Origin of the sequence: Streptomyces sp. 3MP-14 (genome assembly GCF_006334905.2) — a bacterium.
GTDB classification, from domain to species: Bacteria; Actinomycetota; Actinomycetes; order Streptomycetales; family Streptomycetaceae; genus Streptomyces; species Streptomyces triticirhizae.
On record NZ_VDLZ02000014.1, the window covers coordinates 75,158 to 92,397 of the forward strand.

Sequence of the window (17,240 nt, forward strand, 5' to 3'; positions counted from 1 at the left end):
GCATGGCTGGCGCGAAAGGGGCAGATCATGCGATCCATCTGGAAAGGGTCGATCTCGTTCGGTCTGGTGACCATTCCCATCAAGGTGGTCAGCGCCACCGAGAACCACTCCGTCTCCTTCCGGCAGGTGCACATCGCCGACGAGGGCCGCATCCGGTACCGCAAGGTGTGCGAGCTGGACGGCCAGGAGCTGAGCGGCGACGAGATCGGCAAGGCGTACCAGGCGGCCGACGGGACGCTGGTGCAGATCAGCGACGAGGACCTGGCCGCGCTGCCGCTGCCTACCGCGCGGACCGTGGAGATCCTGGGCTTCGTGCCGATCTCCAGCGTCGACCCCTACCAGCTGGACCGCTCCTACTACCTGGCGCCCGACACCGGCGCGGACAAGCCCTATGTGCTGCTGCGGGAGGCGCTGCGCCGTTCGGGGCAGGCGGCGGTCGCCAAGCTGGCGATGCGGGGGCGGGAGACCCTCGCCCTGGTGCGGACCCGGGAGGACGAGGACGTGCTGGGGATGCACACGCTGCTGTGGCCGGACGAGATCCGTTCGTCCGAGGGGCTGGCGCCCACCGGGAAGGTCAACGTGCGGGACGCCGAGCTGGACATGGCGGACACCCTGATGGACACCCTGGGCTCGGTGGACATGTCCGAGCTGCACGACGAGTACCGGGAGGCCGTGGAGACCCTGGTCAACGCCAAGTTGGAGGGCATCGAGCCGCCCAGCCCCGGCGAGGAGGCGGCCAGGGGCGGCCGGGTGGTGGACCTGATGGCCGCCCTGGAGGACAGCGTGCGCAGCGCGCGGGAGTCCCGGGAGTCCCGGGGGGAGGGCGGCGAGGACGCCACGGTCACCGACATCTCCGGCGGGGGGCGGGGCGGCCGGCAGGCGAAGAAGTCGACCGCCAAGAAGTCCACGGCGGGCAAGGGCGCGGCGAAGAAGTCGCAGGCGAAGAAGTCCACGGGCAGGAAGGCCACGGCGAAGAAGTCGACCGCCAAGAAGTCCGCCGCGAAGAAGACCGCTTCGAAGAAGTCGACGACCAAGAAGGCCGCCGGGTCACGCCGCCGCGCCTCCTGACCGTTCCGCCCGCGCCCGCTCCGCCCGCGCCCGTTCCGCCCGCCGCTCCGCCGCCCGTTCCCTGAGCACCCCGACCGCGACCAGGCCGGCGGTGACCAGCCCGGTCGCCACCACCGGCATCGCGGTCACCGTCGCCGCCAGGACCAGCGTGGCGCCGGCGGGGAAGAGGAACGGGCCCCAGCCGCCCCGGTGGTGCGGGCGGACGTGCAACGCCCAGACGGCCATCAGATAGACGGCGACCGGCACCGTCACCGTGGCCGCCGCGCCCGCGTCGGTCAGCGCGGCCTCGTCGGTGAGCGCGTCGATGTTGAGCGCGAGACCGGCGCCCACGGCGGCGGCCGCGCCGAAGATCAGATAGTGGCCGTAGCCCCACAGAAAGCCCTCCCGCGTGGAGTCGAGGAACTCCCCGGCCGAGGACGCGAAGTACATCCACCACATGGCGAACACCGTCAACAGCCCGCCGCCCGCCAGCAGGTAGAGGTCGCCGCCCGCGTAGTCGGCGTCCACCGCGCGCCGCACCGCCGAGGTGGCCGACATCACGGACTCGCCCAGCACGATCATGGTGAACAGGCCGTAGCGCTCCGCGATGTGGTGCGCGTGCCAGCTGGTGGGGCGCACCCGTTCGCCGAGCACCGGGACCGCCAGGTCGAGCAGGGCCAGCAGCACGAACACCGGGCGCTGCCACTCCTCGGGCAGCAGCAGCCAGGCGCACCACAGGCCCTGCACCACGGCCAGGCCGGCCGCGAACGTCCGGCCGGTGCGCCGGCCGGCCGCGCCCGCGCACGCCGCCCGCAGCCAGAGGCTGATCAGCGCCAGCCGCATCACGGTGTAGCCGACGACGACCAGCGCGAAGTCGTGCTCCTCGAACGCCGGCCGCACCCCGGCGGCCAGCACCAGCGCGCCGGTGACGATGACCAGCGTCACCAGCCGGAACGGGACGTCGTTGGGGTCGAACGCCGACGAGAACCACGTGAACCCCATCCAGCCCCACCAGATGGCGAAGAAGACGGTGAGGAAGCTGCCCACCGCCGTCGCCGGCCGGCCCTGGGCGAGGTACTCGTGCAGCTCGCCGGCGATCTGCGCCACCGCCACCACGAAGCACAGGTCGAAGAAGAGTTCGAGCGGGGTGGCCGTGCGGTGCGGCTCGTTGGTGTCCCGCGCGGTCATCCTCCGATGCCAGCGGTAGTCCACGGACATCCTCGCCGCCGCCCAATCCCGTTCGTGGGTCCGTTTGTGGGGCCAACCGGTCCCGGTCCTGCCGGAGCGGGGCAATTGTGACCCACGGGGGCGTTCTGGGCGGCGAGCGGGCGTTGCCGGCGAGCCGAACTGTTCCGCGGCGGGACCAGTCTTGGGCCCGGATCAGTCCTGGGCCCGGATCAGCCCTGGGAGGGGGTCAGCCCTGGGAGGAGTAGGAGTAGAAGCCGGCGCCCGACTTCCGGCCCAGCTGGCCGGCGGCCACCATCCGCAGCAGCAGCGGCGGGGGAGCGTAGAGCGGCTCCTTCAGCTCCTCGTACATCGAGGCGGCGATCGAGGCTACGGTGTCCAGGCCGATCAGGTCGGCCACCTTCAGCGGGCCCTGCGGGTGGGCGCAGCCCAGCTCCATCCCGGCGTCGATGTCGTCGCGGCTGGCCGCGCCCGACTCGAACATCCGGATGGCGGAGAGGAGATACGGAATCAGCAGCCCGTTGACCACGAAGCCGGAACGGTCCTGGGCACGGATCGCGTGCTTGCCCAACACCCCGGTGACCAGGGCTTCGGCCCGCTTGACGGTGGCCTCGCCGGTGGTCAGCGCGGGGACCAGCTCCACCAGCCGCTGCACCTGCGCCGGGTTGAAGAAGTGCACCCCGAGCACCTGAGCGGGGCGGGAAGTCGCCACCGCGAGGTTGACCAGCGGGATCGCCGAGGTGTTGGAGGCCAGAATGGCGTCCTCCCTGGTCACCACCTGGTCGAGCACCTGGAAGATCTCGGTCTTCACCTGCTCGTTCTCCACCACGGCCTCGATCACCAGGTCGCGGTCGGCGAACTCGCCCAGGTCGGTGGTGAACGTCAGCCGCTCCAGCGCCGCGTCGCGCTCGGCGACGTCGATCTTGCCGCGTTCCACGGCCCGCTCCAGGGAGTTGACCAGGCGGGTCCGGCCCAGTTCCAGCGCCTCCCCGGTGGTCTCGGCGACCCGCACCTCAAGTCCCGCCCGGGCACACACCTCGGCGATGCCGGCCCCCATCTGGCCGCATCCCACCACGCCAACGCGTTCGATATCCGTCACGCCGTGCCCCTTCGTCGGTACTGGCTCTCGTCGGTCAGGGGCCCGACGTTACCCGCGCGGTGCCGACGGAGCGGCGCCCGGGTCCTGGCCCTCCGGCTTCCGGCCGGCGTCCCGACCGCTCCCCTCGGCCGACTCCGTCTCGTCGTCGAGCACGATGGGCTGGTACTCGCGGGCGTAGGAGGCGAGGAACGTGCGGGCCGGGGCCGGCAGTGGCAGGTCGACCGCGACCGAGTACTCCAGGACACGCTTCCGCTCGTGGTAGCTCCACACCGTGTACTCGGGGGCGCCCTCCGAGAGTCCCGGGTAACGGTCCGCGCTGCCCAGCAGGTCGAGCAGTTCGGCGAGGCCCATGCCGGAGACCTCCTCGGCCGTCAGCGACGGGCCCTCGGGCAGTCTGGTGCGTTCGCCGCCTCCAGCCGAGCGCGCCGTGCCGAGCTCGGCCAACGTGGCGAGCTGTTCGCGCTCCAACCTGAACCAGGGACCGCGTTGGGTCAGGACCAGCCAGCTGTCGGTGGCGGTGTGGCGGAAGATCTCGCAGTCCTCGCCCTGGTAGATCGGGTTGCCGAAGTGGAAGCCCGGCTGGGTCAGAGTGTGGGTCTCACCGCCGGCCTCGAAAATCAGGCTCCTCCCGTACCCGGTCATGATCGATCGGAACTCCGCCAGGAACGCTTCCCTGTGCTCCCAGCCGGACAGGCAGGAGAAGTGCAGGGCACCCTCGAAGAAGGGCGCGTCCGACTGCCACTCGGCGCGCAGCAGCGTGTAGCTGGGCACGTAGTAGCTCCAGCCGGGAATCTGGAGCACGAACTCCCCACAGATCCGGCAGGAGTTCAAGTCATCAGCCATGATGGCAAACCTCTCTCACGGGCCCGCATCCTCGATCAGCCTAGACGCGGCACGGGCACGATGAATCCCCGGTCGTTGACCGGCGCGTTCGGCGGGATGACTCCCGGGTCGATGAGGCCGTTCCCGTCGAAGAAGCGCAGTTGGTCGTCTCGGCTGATGACCACCTCCACGTGGTCGGACCTCTTGTAGGCGAGGTCGCGCGTCATGCTGTCGCCGATGCCTCGTAGCCGCTCCATCTCGTTCGGAGGGCCCGGCAGCCGGTCCTCCGGGTGGGTGTGCGCGATGAAGTCATAACCCTGTTCGCGCAGATCGCGGGGAATCGCCGAGGTCACGTCCGTGCCCTGGAAGAGTCGGAGTTGGCCGGCGGGGTTCTGGATGATGGCGTGCTCCCGGCCCGCGAACCGCTGAAGCTCGGCCATATGGGAGACATTCACCTCGGCCGTCCTGATCGGGATGTGGCCATGCAGTTGCAGGTCCCTGGCCAGTTGGCGCGCCTTGGGGGAGAGCGCGCGGAACGGGATCTGTCCGCCGGGCAGCCGGGACGAGCCCTTGAAGACGTTGGCCATCCCGCGTACTCCGGCGGCGACATCCCCGAGCCCGCCGGTCGCGAGGTTCTTGACACCGCGCAGCAGGCCGCCGGCGGTGGTGAGTCCCTTGAAGCCCGGGATGCAGTCGAGGGCGGCGAAGGCAACGTCGAGGAGTCCGGCTTCTCCCCTGGCGTATTTGATGAGGGTGTCGGCGAGGACGACGAGGGCGGCGGCGAGGACGACCCAGGCGAGGGGGCCGCCGATGATCATGACGACGATGCCGAGGACGGCGACGATGACCTTGCAGATCTCGACGAGGGTGTCCCAGTTGTCGGTGACCCACTTGATGGCCTTCTCCCACCAGCGGCGGTTCTGGATGCCGGCGTCGGAGGCCTCCTCGATGCCCTGGGCGCACTGTCGGGCGGCTTCCTCGCGCATCTCCTGGGCGTCGAGGGCGAGTTGACGGGCGGCGGAGAGGCGTTCCTCGGCGTCGTCGACGCGGCCCTGCGCGGCGCCGGCGGCGGCCTCGGCGGCCTGTTGGTCGCGGGCCGCCGCGCGGACGTCGTTCTCGTCCGGGGGCTCGACGTTGTCGCGTTCGCCCTCGCGTTGCAGCCGTTCGGCCTCGTCGCCGGCCCGGCCCACCCAGTCCTGGGCGTCGCCCAACGCGGCCTGGGCGCTCGCCAGATCGGCCTGGGCCGAGATGGCGCGATCCAGCGCCCGGTCCGCCATGCCCTGCGCGGTCTGAAGCTTGGGCCAGTAGGTCTGGAGCGCCTGGGAGCAGAGGCTGTAGGAGTCCTCCAGCTTGATGAGGTTGTCGGGCACGCCCTCGAACTCGGAACGGAACGCGTCGGCGGACAGACCCGCCCACTCCAACACCGCACGCTCCGAGGCCAGGCCCCGGATCTTGCCCAGGGCCTCCCCCACATCGTCCGCGAAATCCTGGAGCTCATCGGCGAGTTCGCGCACCTCGTCCGGGTCCCCGGGCGTGGGGTCCCGATCCAGGTCCACCGGCGACCAGTCACTCGGACGTGCCACTTCACATCCCCTCGGTCATCCCCGCGCGACGTGATGCGGGAGTCATTGGCGCTGCGTTGCCTGCCTGGGCGGGCGGGCCCGTCGATGCCCGCGGCCCGCCACTTGACATCACTCCGGATGAGGCGGTCGTGGTTCCAGAGGGAGCGGAACACTTGTGTCCAGGTCGCTCCCCTTGGGTGAGCTTTCTGTTGCGAAGCGTCGAAACCGACGTCCGCCGGGTGTGTCAGCGGCCGGTGCGGCCCGCATTCCGTCACGCTGTGCTGGGCATGGATAACGGAACGACACGTCTGGGGGCACACTCATGGGTCCGATCAGTCGCCGGGGCTTCGCCCTGGTCTCGATGGCCACGCTGGCCGGCACGCTCAGCACCGCTTCGTCCGCCGGGGCACACCAGCGGCCTCGGCCGGCGCCGGCGGAGGACGGGGCGGCCGGCGGCCCCGCGCCGCTCGCCGAGGAGCTGCGCGGCATGTGGATCGCCTCGGTCAGCAACATCGACTGGCCGACCCGGCCAGGGCAGTCACCCGAGACCGTCCGCGCCGACCTGCTCAAACTCCTGGACGTGGCGGTGCGTTGGGAGTTGAACACCGTCTTCCTCCAGGTGCGGCCCACCGCCGACGCCCTGTGGCCGTCCCCGCACGAGCCCTGGTCCGAGTGGCTCACCGGCAGCCAGGGCCAGGACCCGGGCTGGGACCCGCTGGCCTTCGCGGTGGAGGAGGCACACGCCAGGGGGCTGGCGTTGCACGCCTGGTTCAACCCGTACCGGGTCGCCACCCACACCGACCGCTCCCGGCTCGCCGCCGACCACCCGGCCCGCCGCGAGCCGAGCTGGGCGGTGCCCTACGGCGGCCGGCTCTACTACAACCCGGGCCTGCCGGAGGTCCGCTCGTTCGTCCAGGACGCGATGATGCACGCCGTCACCTCCTACGACATCGACGGCGTGCACTGGGACGACTACTTCTACCCGTACCCGGTGGCGGGCGAGGCGTTCGACGACGACGCCGCGTTCGCCGAGCACGGCGGCGACTTCGCCGACCGGGGCGACTGGCGCCGGCACAACATCGACCTGCTGGTGCGCGAGATGCGCGACCGGGTGGCCGAGGCCAAGCCCGAACTGCCCTTCGGCGTCAGCCCGTTCGCGGTCTGGCGGAACCGTTCGACCGACCCGCTCGGCTCCGACACCAGGGGCGGCGTGCAGACCTACGACGACCTCTACGCCGACGTCCGCACCTGGGTGCGGGAGTCCTGGATCGACTACGTGATCCCGCAGGTGTACTGGCACATCGGCAACGAGGCCGCCGACTACGCGGTGCTCGCCGACTGGTGGTCGCGGGTCGCCGACGACACCGACGTCGCGCTCTACCTGGGCGAGGCCGCCTACAAGGTGGGCGACCCGGCGCAGCCGGCCGCCTGGCAGGACCCGGCGGAGCTGTCCTCCCACCTGACGCTCTGCGCCGACCGGCACCCGCAGGTCACCGGCCATGTCTTCTACTCCGCCAAGCAGGTCGCCGCCGACCCGCTGGGCGCGCTCACCCGGGTCTGGGAGGACCACTACCGCTCCGGTTCGTGAACGGCCGGCGGCCCCGGGGCGCGGGCGCGGGAGCGCGGTCCGTGCCCGGGTCACCGAAATTAACGTGCGAGTAGTGGTCTACTCCTTCAGCTGTTCGTACCATCACGCCATGCTGGTCACGCTGATAGCCGCTGCCCGCAGTTCCTCGCTTCTCGACGCCCGCTTCGACGACGAACGGCCCCTGGACGCGGCCGGCTGGCAGGCGCTGGAGCGCGCCATCCCCGCGCTTCTGCCGCTGGCCGCCGCCGAGTTGCGCTACTGCTCACCCACGCCGTGCAGCCGGCAGACCGGCGAGGCCCTCGGCCTGGCGCCGCTGGCCCAACCCGCCCTCCGGGACTGCGACATGGGCCGCTGGCGCGGCATGACCCTCCACGAGGTCACCGCCCGCGAGCCGCAGGCCGTCGACGCCTGGCTGGCCGACCCCAGGTCGGCGCCGCACGGCGGCGAGTCGCTGCTGGCCTTCGTCTCCCGGATCGGCGGCTGGCTCGACACCCGCCCCATCGAGGGCGAAGGGCTGGTGGTGGCCGTCACCGAACCCACCGTGATCAGGGCGGCGATGCTCTACGCGCTCAAGGCGCCGCCGGCCTCCTACTGGCGCACCGAGGTCCACCCGCTCTCCGTGGTCAGCCTCAGCGGGGGCCGGGGACGGTGGACCCTGCGGCTGGGCTGACGGCCCCCGCCCGTTCCCCGTGGGCCCGTTCCCCGTCCGACGGTTCCCCGTCGGCCCGTTCCCCGTCGGCCCGTTCGCCGTCCGCCCGTTCCGGCTCGTCGCCGTCGTAGCCGGCGGCGATCTCGGCCGCCGTCCGGGCCAGCAGCCGGCGCGCCTCGGGCGGGGCGTCGACCACCACCCGGGTGCCGAACTGCAACAGCTGGTGCACCGCGCCCAGTTCCTGGTACCGCAGCTCGACCGGCACCCACTCCGGCCCCTCGGCGCGCCCGTCGCCCTCGGGCAGCGCCGCCACCGAGGACCCGGAGATCCGCAGGAACAGGTCCAGCCGGGAACGGTGCACCCGGGTGCGCACCGTCAACGGCGTCGGCCGTTCCTCCACCCGGCGCCGCAACTCCTCCCAGACCTCCGCCAGTTCGACGCCCGGCCGGCGGCGCACCGGCTCGACGGCCGTGCTCACGGCCGCCATCCGGTCGGCGCGGAAGAGCCGGGGCGCCGCCCGGTGGTCGGCCACCAGGTACCAGATCCCGGCCTTCACCACCAGCCCGTAGGGATCGACGGTGAACCGGCGCGGCGCGGGCGAACCGCTCGGCCGGTAGCGCAGCCGCAGCCTGCGGTCGGCCAGCACCGCCTCCAGCAGGGCCGCCACATCCACCTCGGGGCGCGGCCCGCCCAGCCAGCGGTCCGGGTCGACGAGCACCCGCCGGCTGGTCAGCTCGGCCGCCGGGCGGTGCGGCGCCGGCAGCGCCGCCATCACCTTCCGCAGCGCCGTGCCCAGCGCGCCGTCCAGGCCCAGCGCCGCGTGGGTGCCCTGCGCCGTCAGCACGAACAGCGCCCGCGCCTCGTCGGCGGTCAGCCCGCTGACATCGGTGCGGTAGCCGGGGAGCAACGCGATGCCGCCGCGCCGGCCGCGCTCCGCGTAGACCGGGACGCCGGCCGTGGAGAGCGCCTCCACATCGCGGTAGACCGTGCGCACCGACACCTCCAGCCGCCGGGCCAGCTCGGCGGCCGGCACCCGCGCCCTGGTCTGGAGCAGCAACAGGATCGACAGCAGGCGGTCGGCCCGCATCACAACCTCCCCTGGGGACGCGTGGAACGGCGCGAGAACCCGCCGCCGAAAACTTGCCGGAAGATGTCAGGTTATGCCAGCCAGAGTGCGTCTGAACACGACGAACGACCAGGTCGAGGAGTTCCCATGACCACTTTCCGGCATGACGCGTCCGCCGAGGCACCCCGAGGCGGGCCCCGGGGCCCACACCGGGGTGCGCCGTTGGCCGACCGCGACGTCGCCGACCTCCGCCGCTGGGTGGCCGGCCCGGTCCTGCTGCCGGACGACCCCGGCTTCGCCGCGGAGTTCGCCGGCTACAACAGCGCCCGCGTCGAGCGCCCCGCCCTCGCGGTCGGCGCCACCGGCACCGTCGACGTGGCGGTGGCCCTCGCCTTCGCCCGCGACCGTGGGCTGACCGTTGCCGTCGCCAACACCGGTCACGGCAGGGCCCGTTCGGCCGACGGCGCGCTGCTGCTCAACGTCTCCAGGATGACGGACCTGACCGTGGACCCGGCCGCCCGCGTCGTCCGGGTCGGGGCCGGGGTCCCGGCGCGGCGGGTGGCCGAGGCGGCGGCCGAGCACGGGCTGGCCGCGCCGGTCGGCTCCTCGGGGCAGGTCGGGCTGGTCGGCTACGCCCTGGGCGGCGGGCTGCCGGTGCTCGGGCGGACCCTGGGTTGGGCGGCGGAACGGGTCCGCGCCCTGGAACTGGTGACGCCCGACGCCCGCACCCTCCGGGTCACGGCCGAGAGCGACCCCGAGCTGTTCTGGGCGGTGCGCGGCGGCCGGGACAACTTCGGCGTGGTCACCGAGCTGGAGCTGGAACTCGTCCCGCTCCGCACGTTCTTCGGCGGCGGCCTCCACTTCGCCGCCGAGACCGAGGAGCGGCTCGCCGAACTGCTCGGCGCCTACGCCGCCTGGACCGGCGGCCTGCCGCGGCAGATGCACTCCTCGCTCGCGGTGGTGCCGTTCCCCGACGTTCCGCAGCTTCCGCCCCCGCTGCGCGGCCGGCGCGTCGCTCATCTGCGGGTCGCGTGGACGGGGGCGCCGGCCGAGGGGGAGGCGCTGCTCGCCGGCTGGCGGGAGCGCGGGCCGCTGGCCGTCTCGTGGGGCGAACTGCCGGCCACCGCCGTGCGGACGCTCCACCAGGAGCCCGACGACCCCGCCCCGTTCACCCAGGACTCGGCGCTGCTGGACCGCGTGGACGACGCCGTGGTGCGGGCCTTCGCCGAGGCGGCCGGGCCGGGCGCGGGGCGCGCCCACGTCGTGGAGGTGCGCCACCTGGGCGGGGCGCTGGCCCAGCCGGCCGGGCGGCCCTTCCCCGGCGTGCGGCGTTCGGCGTCGCACCTGCTGAGTGCGGTCTCGATCCTGCTCGGGCCGGACGGGACGCCGGAGGCGACCGGCGCGGTGCGCGGTCGGCTGTTCGACGCGGTGGCCGGGCGGAGCCTGGGCCGGCTGGGCAACTTCACCGGCGGCGGCGAGGACATGTCGGCCGCCGTGGCGGCCGACGCCTACGAGCCGGCGGAACTGGCCAGGCTGCGCGCGGTCAAGGCGCGCCTCGACCCGGGGAACGCCTTCCGGCACAACGCGAACATCGAGCCGGCGGGGCCGCTCGAAGGGGACACCGGCGACCGGCCCTCCCCGGCCGGGTCGGTTCGCGGCGCGTCCGGCACCATGGGGAGATGAACGCGCGACCGGTGCTGGTCTTCGACGGCGACTGCGGCTTCTGCACGACCTCGGTGAACTTCGCGGAGCGGAGGATCAGACCCGACTGCACCGTGGTCGCCTGGCAGTTCGCCGACCTGGCGGCGCTCGGGGTGACCGAGGAGCGGGCCCGGCACGAGGTGCTGTGGGTGACCCCGACCGGGCGGGTCCACGGCGGGGCCGCCGCCGTCGCCCGGCTGCTGATGCGGGCCGGCGGGGTCTGGGCCCCGTTGGGCGCGTCGCTCACGCTGCCGCCGGTGAGTTGGCTGGCCCGCCTCGGGTACCGGCTGGTCGCCGCCAACCGGCACCGCCTGCCCGGCGGGACCCCGGCCTGCGCGCTGCCTCCGGGCGGTCGCCCTGGCGCGCGGTAGCGGACCCGGGTCATGCCCCGGCGCGGCCGGCCGAACGGCCAACCGCGCCGGGGAGTACGGGAGTTGGTTACCGAGTGTGCCCGTTTGATTTCGGCCATCCAGGGCCGGAATCCCGGGTGGCCGTCACGCGGGGGATTGGTCCGGTGGCTCGGCGTGCTCGGGGCGGACGGCGGTCAGCGTGGAGATCTCCTCGATGTCCCGGCCGGTAAGGGTGATGTGTCCGCCGCCTCTGTTGTGCGGGAACTCCCGCAGTCGTGCCTTTCGGCGAATCCAACTCGCCGACCAGGGCAGCCATCTGGCGGCCTCCTCGGGGGTGTAGTGGAAGAGTTCGCCCTCCGGAGTCCCAGGTGCGGGCACCTGTCGTCCGGGTGGGGGAGGTGGTGCGGGGTCGCCCTCGGCGCGCAGCAGATCGTCGACGGGGGCCTCCAGTGCCAGGGCGATCCGGTGCAGACTCGCCTCGCTGGCGCCGGCCATGCCGCGCTCCAGCCGGGAGAGGTGGCCCCGGTCGAGACCGGTGAGTCGGGCCAGTTCGCGAAGGCTCATCCGCCGCACCACGCGGATGGCTCGGATCGCGGTGCCGTTCGGTGTCACGTTCAGAGGATAGGGCCATGGACGATGCGTGAGCAACCATTGATGCTCAGTAACTGAGCATCAATGCCTAGTAGTTGCTTGTTTCAGCCCATCAAATGGGCCTGAGGCAACCAAATGGCGCTGTACATGCTGATCAATGGCTGATTTGCGGCTGGTGCGTTGCTCCTAGGTGCGGCAACCTACAGTGCATGACTCAAGACTGGGCACGACTGGGAACGAAGTTGAAGCGCGCGCGGGAGAGCCGTGGGCTGCAACAGAAGTTCGTCGCCAAGTCCCTCACAGTGGAGCGCGGCGCCATCTACAACATCGAGAAGGGCGCCATCAAGAAGCTCACCGGGACCATCAACCGCTATGCGGAGATGGTGGGTTGGACCCCGGAGTCGCTGCGGCTCGTGCTGGAGGGCGGTGAGCCGGTGACCACCGATGACGTCGAGCGCTCCAGCGCGGTCGCCCGCTCGGGCGAGCCGGCCCCCGCCGGCGACCCCGGCCTGGCCGGACTCTCCCTGCTGGTGCGGAAGGCCCTCTCCGAGGGCGAGTTGATCGACTCCGAGGTTCAGTCTCTCAGCACGCCGACGGGGCAGATCCAGGTGGCCATCGTCGCCCGGGCGCAACCCGGCGCGAGCCCGGCCCAGTTGGACGAGGCCGGCGCGCTCTGGGCCCGGCTGCGCGCCGCGTTGGTCAAGGCCCTCGACGAGGAACGGGGTCGCGGCCGCTAGGCCACCCCCAGGCCGTGGCGCCCGGCCCGAGGCGCCACGCTCAACCTCAATGCATCCCGCACCATGCGGGAACCGTCATGCGATGTACACCGCCACCCCCGGGAGGAAGGACCCGGAGACGCCCACCACAGACCGAGGGCCGCGCGGCCGCCCGCCGCGCGGCCCGTTCGCGTGCGCGGTGCGCGGTGCGCGGGCGGCGGCGCGGCGCGGCCCTCGGTGGTGTTCGGCCCAGGATCGCCGGCATGGCGCTGCGCCCCGTGCAGGTGAACGTGAAGGCCCTCGACCACGCTGAGACTGAGCGTTTCACCTGGCGGGTGAGCTGAGCGCTTGAGTTGGCGGGGATGAGCGTGGGAGGTGGCGAGGTTCTGCTCCGTGAGCTTGGGTTGGGCGGGTGGTCTCGCGGGCTGACAAGAGCGCAGGTGGTCAGTCCCGAGCGTGTTGAACCGACGGAAGAACTCTTCGAGGCCCGACGTAGACACAGAGCCTCAGTGCTGATCCGATCCCTCAGCCCGTACCGGCGACGAGTGCCTCGCCGAGCGGGGTGCGGCGGTAGAGCACAGACCGTCCGGACCGGGCGCGGACGAGCAGTCCCGCGCCTCGCAGGATGGCGAGGTGGTCTCCTACCGCGCCGGGTGTCATGGCGAGGCTTCGGGCGAGGTGGCTGGTACTGGCCGGGGCGTCCAGCGCCAACAGCAGCCGAGCTCGGGACCGGCCGATCAGAGCGGTCAGCGTGTCCGGTCGGGGGACGGTCTCCTGGTCGCCCCACAGGGCGGCGGTGCCGCGGGCACGATAGACCAAGGTCCTGGGCCAGGGCCAGGGGTCTGCCAAGTGGGCGGCGATGTTCGCGACGAAGACCGAAGGGATCAGCAGGAGTCCGTCGCCGGCGAGGCGGACTGGTTCGACGTGGGTGAAGTGGCCGATCTCGATACCGCCGGCTTGCCAGGTGATGCTCGGGTGCAGGCTCTCGATGGTCGTGACCCATCCGTGTTCGCCGATCGTACCCACCCGGTGCACGACGTCGCGCTCACAGATCGCGCGCAGTTGCGGCCAGTCCGCGGCGAGCAGCTCGTGCCAGGCCCGGTCCATCGCCTCGGCGATCCTGGAGACGGCGTCCGTCGAGTCCAGCACCGCGCGTACGCGGGGATCACCGGCGGACGGGCCGGTCGCGTGGGTGGCGATTTCGAGGCGGGCCGCTTCCAGCGGTGTGGCCCGGATCATGGCCAGGTCGTTCGCCCAGGTTTGGTTGAGGCCGCGAGGGGGCGGGGCGACGAAGCTCGGCCCGGATCGCGGGTTGTGCAGCGCGAGGGCGGCGTTCAGTTCACTCTCGCGGCGAAGCCGTTCAAAGGCCGGGAGGAGCCGGGTGGCCCAGGCGCGCGGCAGCGGTCTGTCCTGGCCAGCGAGTGAGCGCAGCAGTAGGCAGAGGTCCAGCGCGGGCGACAGCGCGAAGCGGCTACGCAGTAGGTCCTCGACGGAGACTTCGAAGCGGAGCACCGCGCCATGCTACCGAGGGACGTCTGTTCCGATTCGTCCAGCGACGAATCATTGGTGTTGGGCGCGGGAGCACGGCGAGGTTGGGCGTCATGACCCCAACCGCCGAGCCCGCGCAGGGCGATCACCGTGCCACCTACCGGGAGGTGCTGGCCGAGCCGCGATTCCGGCTGCTCTTCGCAACACGCGCCGTCGCGATCACGGCGGACATCCTGCGGATCACCACGTTCTCAGTGCTGGTCTTCTCGGCCACCGGCTCCGCGTCGCTGAGCGCAGCAGCCTTCGGTATCGGCTTCATCCCGCAGCTGTTCGGCTCGCTGTTGCTGGGGTCACTGGCCGACCAACTGCCGCCCCGCGCGCTCATTACCGGCGGCTACGCCTTGACGTGCGCCGCCGCCCTGCTGCTCGCCCTGGTGCGGATGCCGGTCGCGGCAAGCCTCAGTGTCGTGGCGCTGGTCTCTCTCGCCACACCGGTGTTTCACGGCGCGTCAAGTCGGCTGGTCGCTGAGTCGCTGAAGGGTGACGCCTATGTACTGGGCCGTTCATTGAACAACATCGCCGGTGCTGGCGCGCAATTGCTCGGTCTGGCGCTAGGCGGTGCGACCGTCGCGGCACTCGGCCCACGCCGGGCGCTCGCGGCCAGCGCCGTCCTCTACCTCGGCTGCGCGCTGGCCATCCGCATCCGGCTGCCCCGGCTGCAACCGGGAGAGTCCGGCGGCACACCCGGCAGCGCTGGGAGCGACAGCGGGGCCGTCCGTGCAAGCCTGCGAGGTGCAGGCCTGCTGCTGCGTCGACGCACGGTGCGACGGCTGATGCTGGCCCAGTGGCTCCCCGTCGCGTTCGTAGCGGGCTCGCAAGGCCTCCTCGTCGCCTACTCGGGAGAACGCCACTTCGCGCCCGGCTGGTACGCGGTGCTGATGGGCTGTCTTCCGGTCGGCATGCTTGTCGGTGACCTGCTGGTGGGCCGACTGCTACGGCCGCCCACTCGGGAGCGACTGGTAGTGCCGTTGATCGCGCTGACGGGACTACCGCTGGTCGGCTTCGCCGCCCAGCCCGGGGTAGGCGTCTCGTCCTGTCTGCTGCTGCTCAGTGGCCTCGGATACGCCTACCAACTCGGCCTGCAACGCCCGTTCCTCAACGCCCTGCCGCAGGATGGCCGGGGCCAGGCCTTCAGCCTGCTCGGCGCCGGCAGCATCACGCTACAGGGCGTCGGGGCGGTTTGCCTGGGCGCGGTGGCCGCAGCCATCGGAACAGGCGGCGCAATCGCCCTGGCAGGCGGCGTGGTGGCGCTTACCGCCGGCTGGATTCTCACCTGGCACCCGCCCGCCTCCCCGGTCCCCGTCCCGAACTGCTCAACGGGATCAGAGAACAGCACCGAACAGCATTGCGTGTAGTCCGCCTGCGCAGTAACCGTCGCAGGTCGGGTCGGCCGCGAGCCGTCACGCCCCACCCCACGTCTCCCGGACCTCACCCCCACCCCAACGCCAGGCCAGACCAGCCAGGTTGGAGAACGCTCACTGGCCATGGAGCTTCCCTTCTTTAGGTAGTGCGAGATGCGAGGGGGGCGCTGGCGTCGATGACTTCTGCGAGCCGCTTGGAGTACTCGGTGAGGATCTTCCGTAGGTCGCCGTAGTGGCGGAGGGGATCGGGTCGGGTGAGCTGGAACCACGTGGTGTGACGCCTGGCGTCCCAGGCGCGTTGGACTTCCGGTGGTTTGGCCTCGGCGATCGGTCGTGGGGCCAGGATCGGTTCGCCGCCGGTGACCTGGACCCAGACGAACACCAATGCCTCCTGGCGTTTCCGGTCGTCCAGGCTTGGTCGGATGGGGCCGGGGATTCTTGGCAGGTAGCTGGTGAGCTCGGTCCAGATCTGCGGGTCGAGTGCCCAGTTTCGGAGCTGGTCACGGCGGCGGTAGTCGATGCGGAGCGAGGCTTTGCGGAGGGTGCCAGCCAGCTCGCGGAGGGCCATTTCGAGATCCTGGCGGGCTTCATCGGTGATCGCCCATTTATGGGTGTTTGATGTGATGGTGTAGGTGATCCTTTCGGGGTTGATGCCGAGGAATCGTGCGGCGTCCTCGATGGAGCTGTCCTGGGCCTGTTGAACGAGGCGGACGGCGGCGACGCGTCGCAGGACTTTGATGGGGAGGGCGTCGATATGGCTCAGGTGCTGCTGATACCAGTGGTTTTCCAGTTGGGCGGGGATCTGTTCTGCGCGGTAGCCGCTGTTCGGCGGGAATCGCGGGACGCTGCTGGCGAAGGGGTGGTTGAGGATGCGGGCTGCGGCTTGCAGCCGGTCGGAGCAGTCGGCGGCATGCTGGTCGTAGAGGCGTTTCCAGGCAGCGCGGGTGCGGGGGTGACCGAAGGCGGTGTCGAAGTACTGCGCCAGGGCGCGAGGGAGGTCGCTGGAGTGCAGGACCGTGTGTGCGGCGCCCAGGAGGGCCGCGGTGGAGGCGGCGTCCTCGGGTGGGACGTCGAGGTGCCGGTAGTAGCGGTAGGACCGGTTGCGGGAGGACGGCAGCGATGACTGGCGCTCGTCCAGGCGGTGGAGGTGGGCATCGACGGGGGCGACCAGTTCGGTGTCGATCAGGTGCCGTGCTCGGGGCCATGAGGCGGTGAGGATGGCAGTGATCAGACGGAGATCGGTGAAGTAGGCGGCGGCCTCCCGGGCGGGGCGGCTGGGGTGGAGGTGGCTGAGGATGTGCTGTTGGAGGTCGAGGGCTTCTCGGCTGGGTGTTGGTGCGGTGGGCTGCTGCTGGTCGAGGCGGATATCGCAGATCTCCCGGCGTCGCCCGCGTGGGGTGTTCCAGTGGCGGCATAGCGCGGGGTGACGGACGTGGTCGCCGCTGCGGATGATGAGCCCGTAGCGGGCGGAAACGGAAGGAGCCCGGTGGCGGGGGCCGGGGCAGGCGTGCTGGAGGAAGCAGGCGTGTTCGAGGCAGGCGAACACCACACGAAGGTGCCATTCCTTCTTCCAGACTCCGCTGTGGACCTGGTCGGCGGAGTCCTTACCGGCGAGGCACTGCGGGCAGTAGCGCGGGATCCCGAGGGTTATCCAGGCGTCCGACCAGGAGATTCTCGTCTGGTGCGGCTGGGAGCGGGCGATGGGTAGGTAGCGGTCTCGCCAGCCGTCCAGGGTGAGGCCGGCCGCTTCGGTGGGGGTGAGCCGTGTCGCGCGGGCGAGGAGATCGATCTGCTGATCGGCGAGTTTGAGCAGCAGTTTCTGGTGGAGGTGCCCGCCGGTGGGCTGCGTGTGGAGGCCGATGTGCCGGGCGAGGTTGAGCGGTGGGACGTCGAGCCGGTGGCTGAGTCGCAGCAGGTAGCCCATCAGCGATTCCCCGGGGAGGGGATCTAGACTG

15 protein-coding genes are annotated in these 17,240 nt (G+C 71.6%); 7 read left to right on the forward strand and 8 right to left on the reverse strand.

Annotation, left to right across the window (positions count from 1 at the left end; all coding sequences use genetic code 11):
• Positions 1–27: 27 nt before the first annotated feature.
• Positions 28–1,068 carry a Ku protein gene (locus tag FH609_RS22370; RefSeq protein ID WP_139670882.1) on the forward strand — a complete coding sequence of 347 codons (1,041 nt, stop codon included), beginning with the start codon at positions 28–30 and terminating at the stop codon, positions 1,066–1,068.
• Here FH609_RS22370 and FH609_RS22375 read toward each other — a convergent pair.
• The 4 genes from FH609_RS22375 to FH609_RS22390 form a co-directional block, all read right to left on the reverse strand.
• Positions 1,048–2,235 (reverse strand): low temperature requirement protein A, encoded by a 1,188-nt coding sequence (locus FH609_RS22375; protein WP_139670885.1) that lies wholly within the window; start codon positions 2,233–2,235, stop codon positions 1,048–1,050. The two genes, FH609_RS22370 and FH609_RS22375, sit on opposite strands and share 21 nt — an antisense overlap.
• 226 nt (positions 2,236–2,461) lie before the next feature.
• Positions 2,462–3,331, reverse strand: coding sequence for a 3-hydroxybutyryl-CoA dehydrogenase (locus FH609_RS22380; RefSeq protein WP_139670887.1), 870 nt, complete (start codon positions 3,329–3,331; stop codon positions 2,462–2,464).
• A gap of 48 nt (positions 3,332–3,379) precedes the next feature.
• The gene (locus tag FH609_RS22385) at positions 3,380–4,174 is read right to left on the reverse strand and encodes a hypothetical protein (RefSeq protein ID WP_139670889.1); all 795 of its coding nucleotides are present in this window, start codon (positions 4,172–4,174) and stop codon (positions 3,380–3,382) included.
• Positions 4,175–4,209: 35 nt separating this feature from the next.
• On the reverse strand, positions 4,210–5,736 hold the full coding sequence (locus tag FH609_RS22390) for a WXG100 family type VII secretion target (RefSeq protein ID WP_139670891.1): 1,527 nt from the start codon (positions 5,734–5,736) through the stop codon (positions 4,210–4,212).
• Between the two features lie 301 nt (positions 5,737–6,037).
• Here FH609_RS22390 and FH609_RS22395 point away from each other — a divergent pair, with 301 nt between their 5' ends.
• Both FH609_RS22395 and FH609_RS22400 read left to right on the forward strand, forming a co-directional pair.
• The gene (locus FH609_RS22395; protein WP_139670893.1) at positions 6,038–7,303 is read left to right on the forward strand and encodes a glycoside hydrolase family 10 protein; all 1,266 of its coding nucleotides are present in this window, start codon (positions 6,038–6,040) and stop codon (positions 7,301–7,303) included.
• A 109-nt stretch (positions 7,304–7,412) separates the two neighbouring features.
• Entirely contained in the window at positions 7,413–7,973 is a 561-nt protein-coding gene (locus tag FH609_RS22400) for a histidine phosphatase family protein (RefSeq protein ID WP_139670895.1), read from the forward strand.
• On the opposite strand, the gene FH609_RS22405 is transcribed toward FH609_RS22400, so the two are convergent.
• A complete protein-coding gene (locus tag FH609_RS22405) occupies positions 7,933–9,039 on the reverse strand; it encodes a helix-turn-helix transcriptional regulator (RefSeq protein ID WP_139670896.1) in 1,107 nt (368 codons plus the stop codon). The genes FH609_RS22400 and FH609_RS22405 overlap by 41 nt on opposite strands.
• A gap of 126 nt (positions 9,040–9,165) precedes the next feature.
• Between FH609_RS22405 and FH609_RS22410 the strand changes: the two genes are divergently transcribed.
• Both FH609_RS22410 and FH609_RS22415 read left to right on the forward strand, forming a co-directional pair.
• Positions 9,166–10,701: an FAD-binding oxidoreductase gene (locus FH609_RS22410; RefSeq protein ID WP_193318005.1), complete on the forward strand. Its 1,536-nt coding sequence runs from the start codon at positions 9,166–9,168 to the stop codon at positions 10,699–10,701.
• On the forward strand, positions 10,698–11,090 hold the full coding sequence (locus FH609_RS22415) for a thiol-disulfide oxidoreductase DCC family protein (RefSeq protein ID WP_139670901.1): 393 nt from the start codon (positions 10,698–10,700) through the stop codon (positions 11,088–11,090). Before FH609_RS22410 ends, FH609_RS22415 begins: the two co-directional genes overlap by 4 nt.
• A 123-nt stretch (positions 11,091–11,213) precedes the next feature.
• On the opposite strand, the gene FH609_RS22420 is transcribed toward FH609_RS22415, so the two are convergent.
• Positions 11,214–11,681, reverse strand: coding sequence for an XRE family transcriptional regulator (locus FH609_RS22420; protein ID WP_139670903.1), 468 nt, complete (start codon positions 11,679–11,681; stop codon positions 11,214–11,216).
• A 188-nt stretch (positions 11,682–11,869) separates the two neighbouring features.
• On the opposite strand from FH609_RS22420, the gene FH609_RS22425 reads away from it, so the two are divergent.
• The gene (locus FH609_RS22425) at positions 11,870–12,397 is read left to right on the forward strand and encodes a helix-turn-helix transcriptional regulator (protein WP_193318006.1); all 528 of its coding nucleotides are present in this window, start codon (positions 11,870–11,872) and stop codon (positions 12,395–12,397) included.
• A gap of 504 nt (positions 12,398–12,901) precedes the next feature.
• On the opposite strand, the gene FH609_RS22430 is transcribed toward FH609_RS22425, so the two are convergent.
• Entirely contained in the window at positions 12,902–13,888 is a 987-nt protein-coding gene (locus tag FH609_RS22430; RefSeq protein ID WP_139670907.1) for a winged helix-turn-helix domain-containing protein, read from the reverse strand.
• Between the two features lie 89 nt (positions 13,889–13,977).
• Here FH609_RS22430 and FH609_RS22435 point away from each other — a divergent pair, with 89 nt between their 5' ends.
• Complete coding sequence (locus tag FH609_RS22435) at positions 13,978–15,279, forward strand: MFS transporter (RefSeq protein WP_139670909.1); 1,302 nt, start codon at positions 13,978–13,980, stop codon at positions 15,277–15,279.
• A gap of 145 nt (positions 15,280–15,424) precedes the next feature.
• Here FH609_RS22435 and FH609_RS22440 read toward each other — a convergent pair whose 3' ends face one another.
• Positions 15,425–17,209, reverse strand: a complete 1,785-nt coding sequence (locus tag FH609_RS22440) for a TniQ family protein (RefSeq protein ID WP_193318007.1) — start codon at positions 17,207–17,209, stop codon at positions 15,425–15,427.
• Between the last annotated feature and the right edge of the window lie 31 nt (positions 17,210–17,240).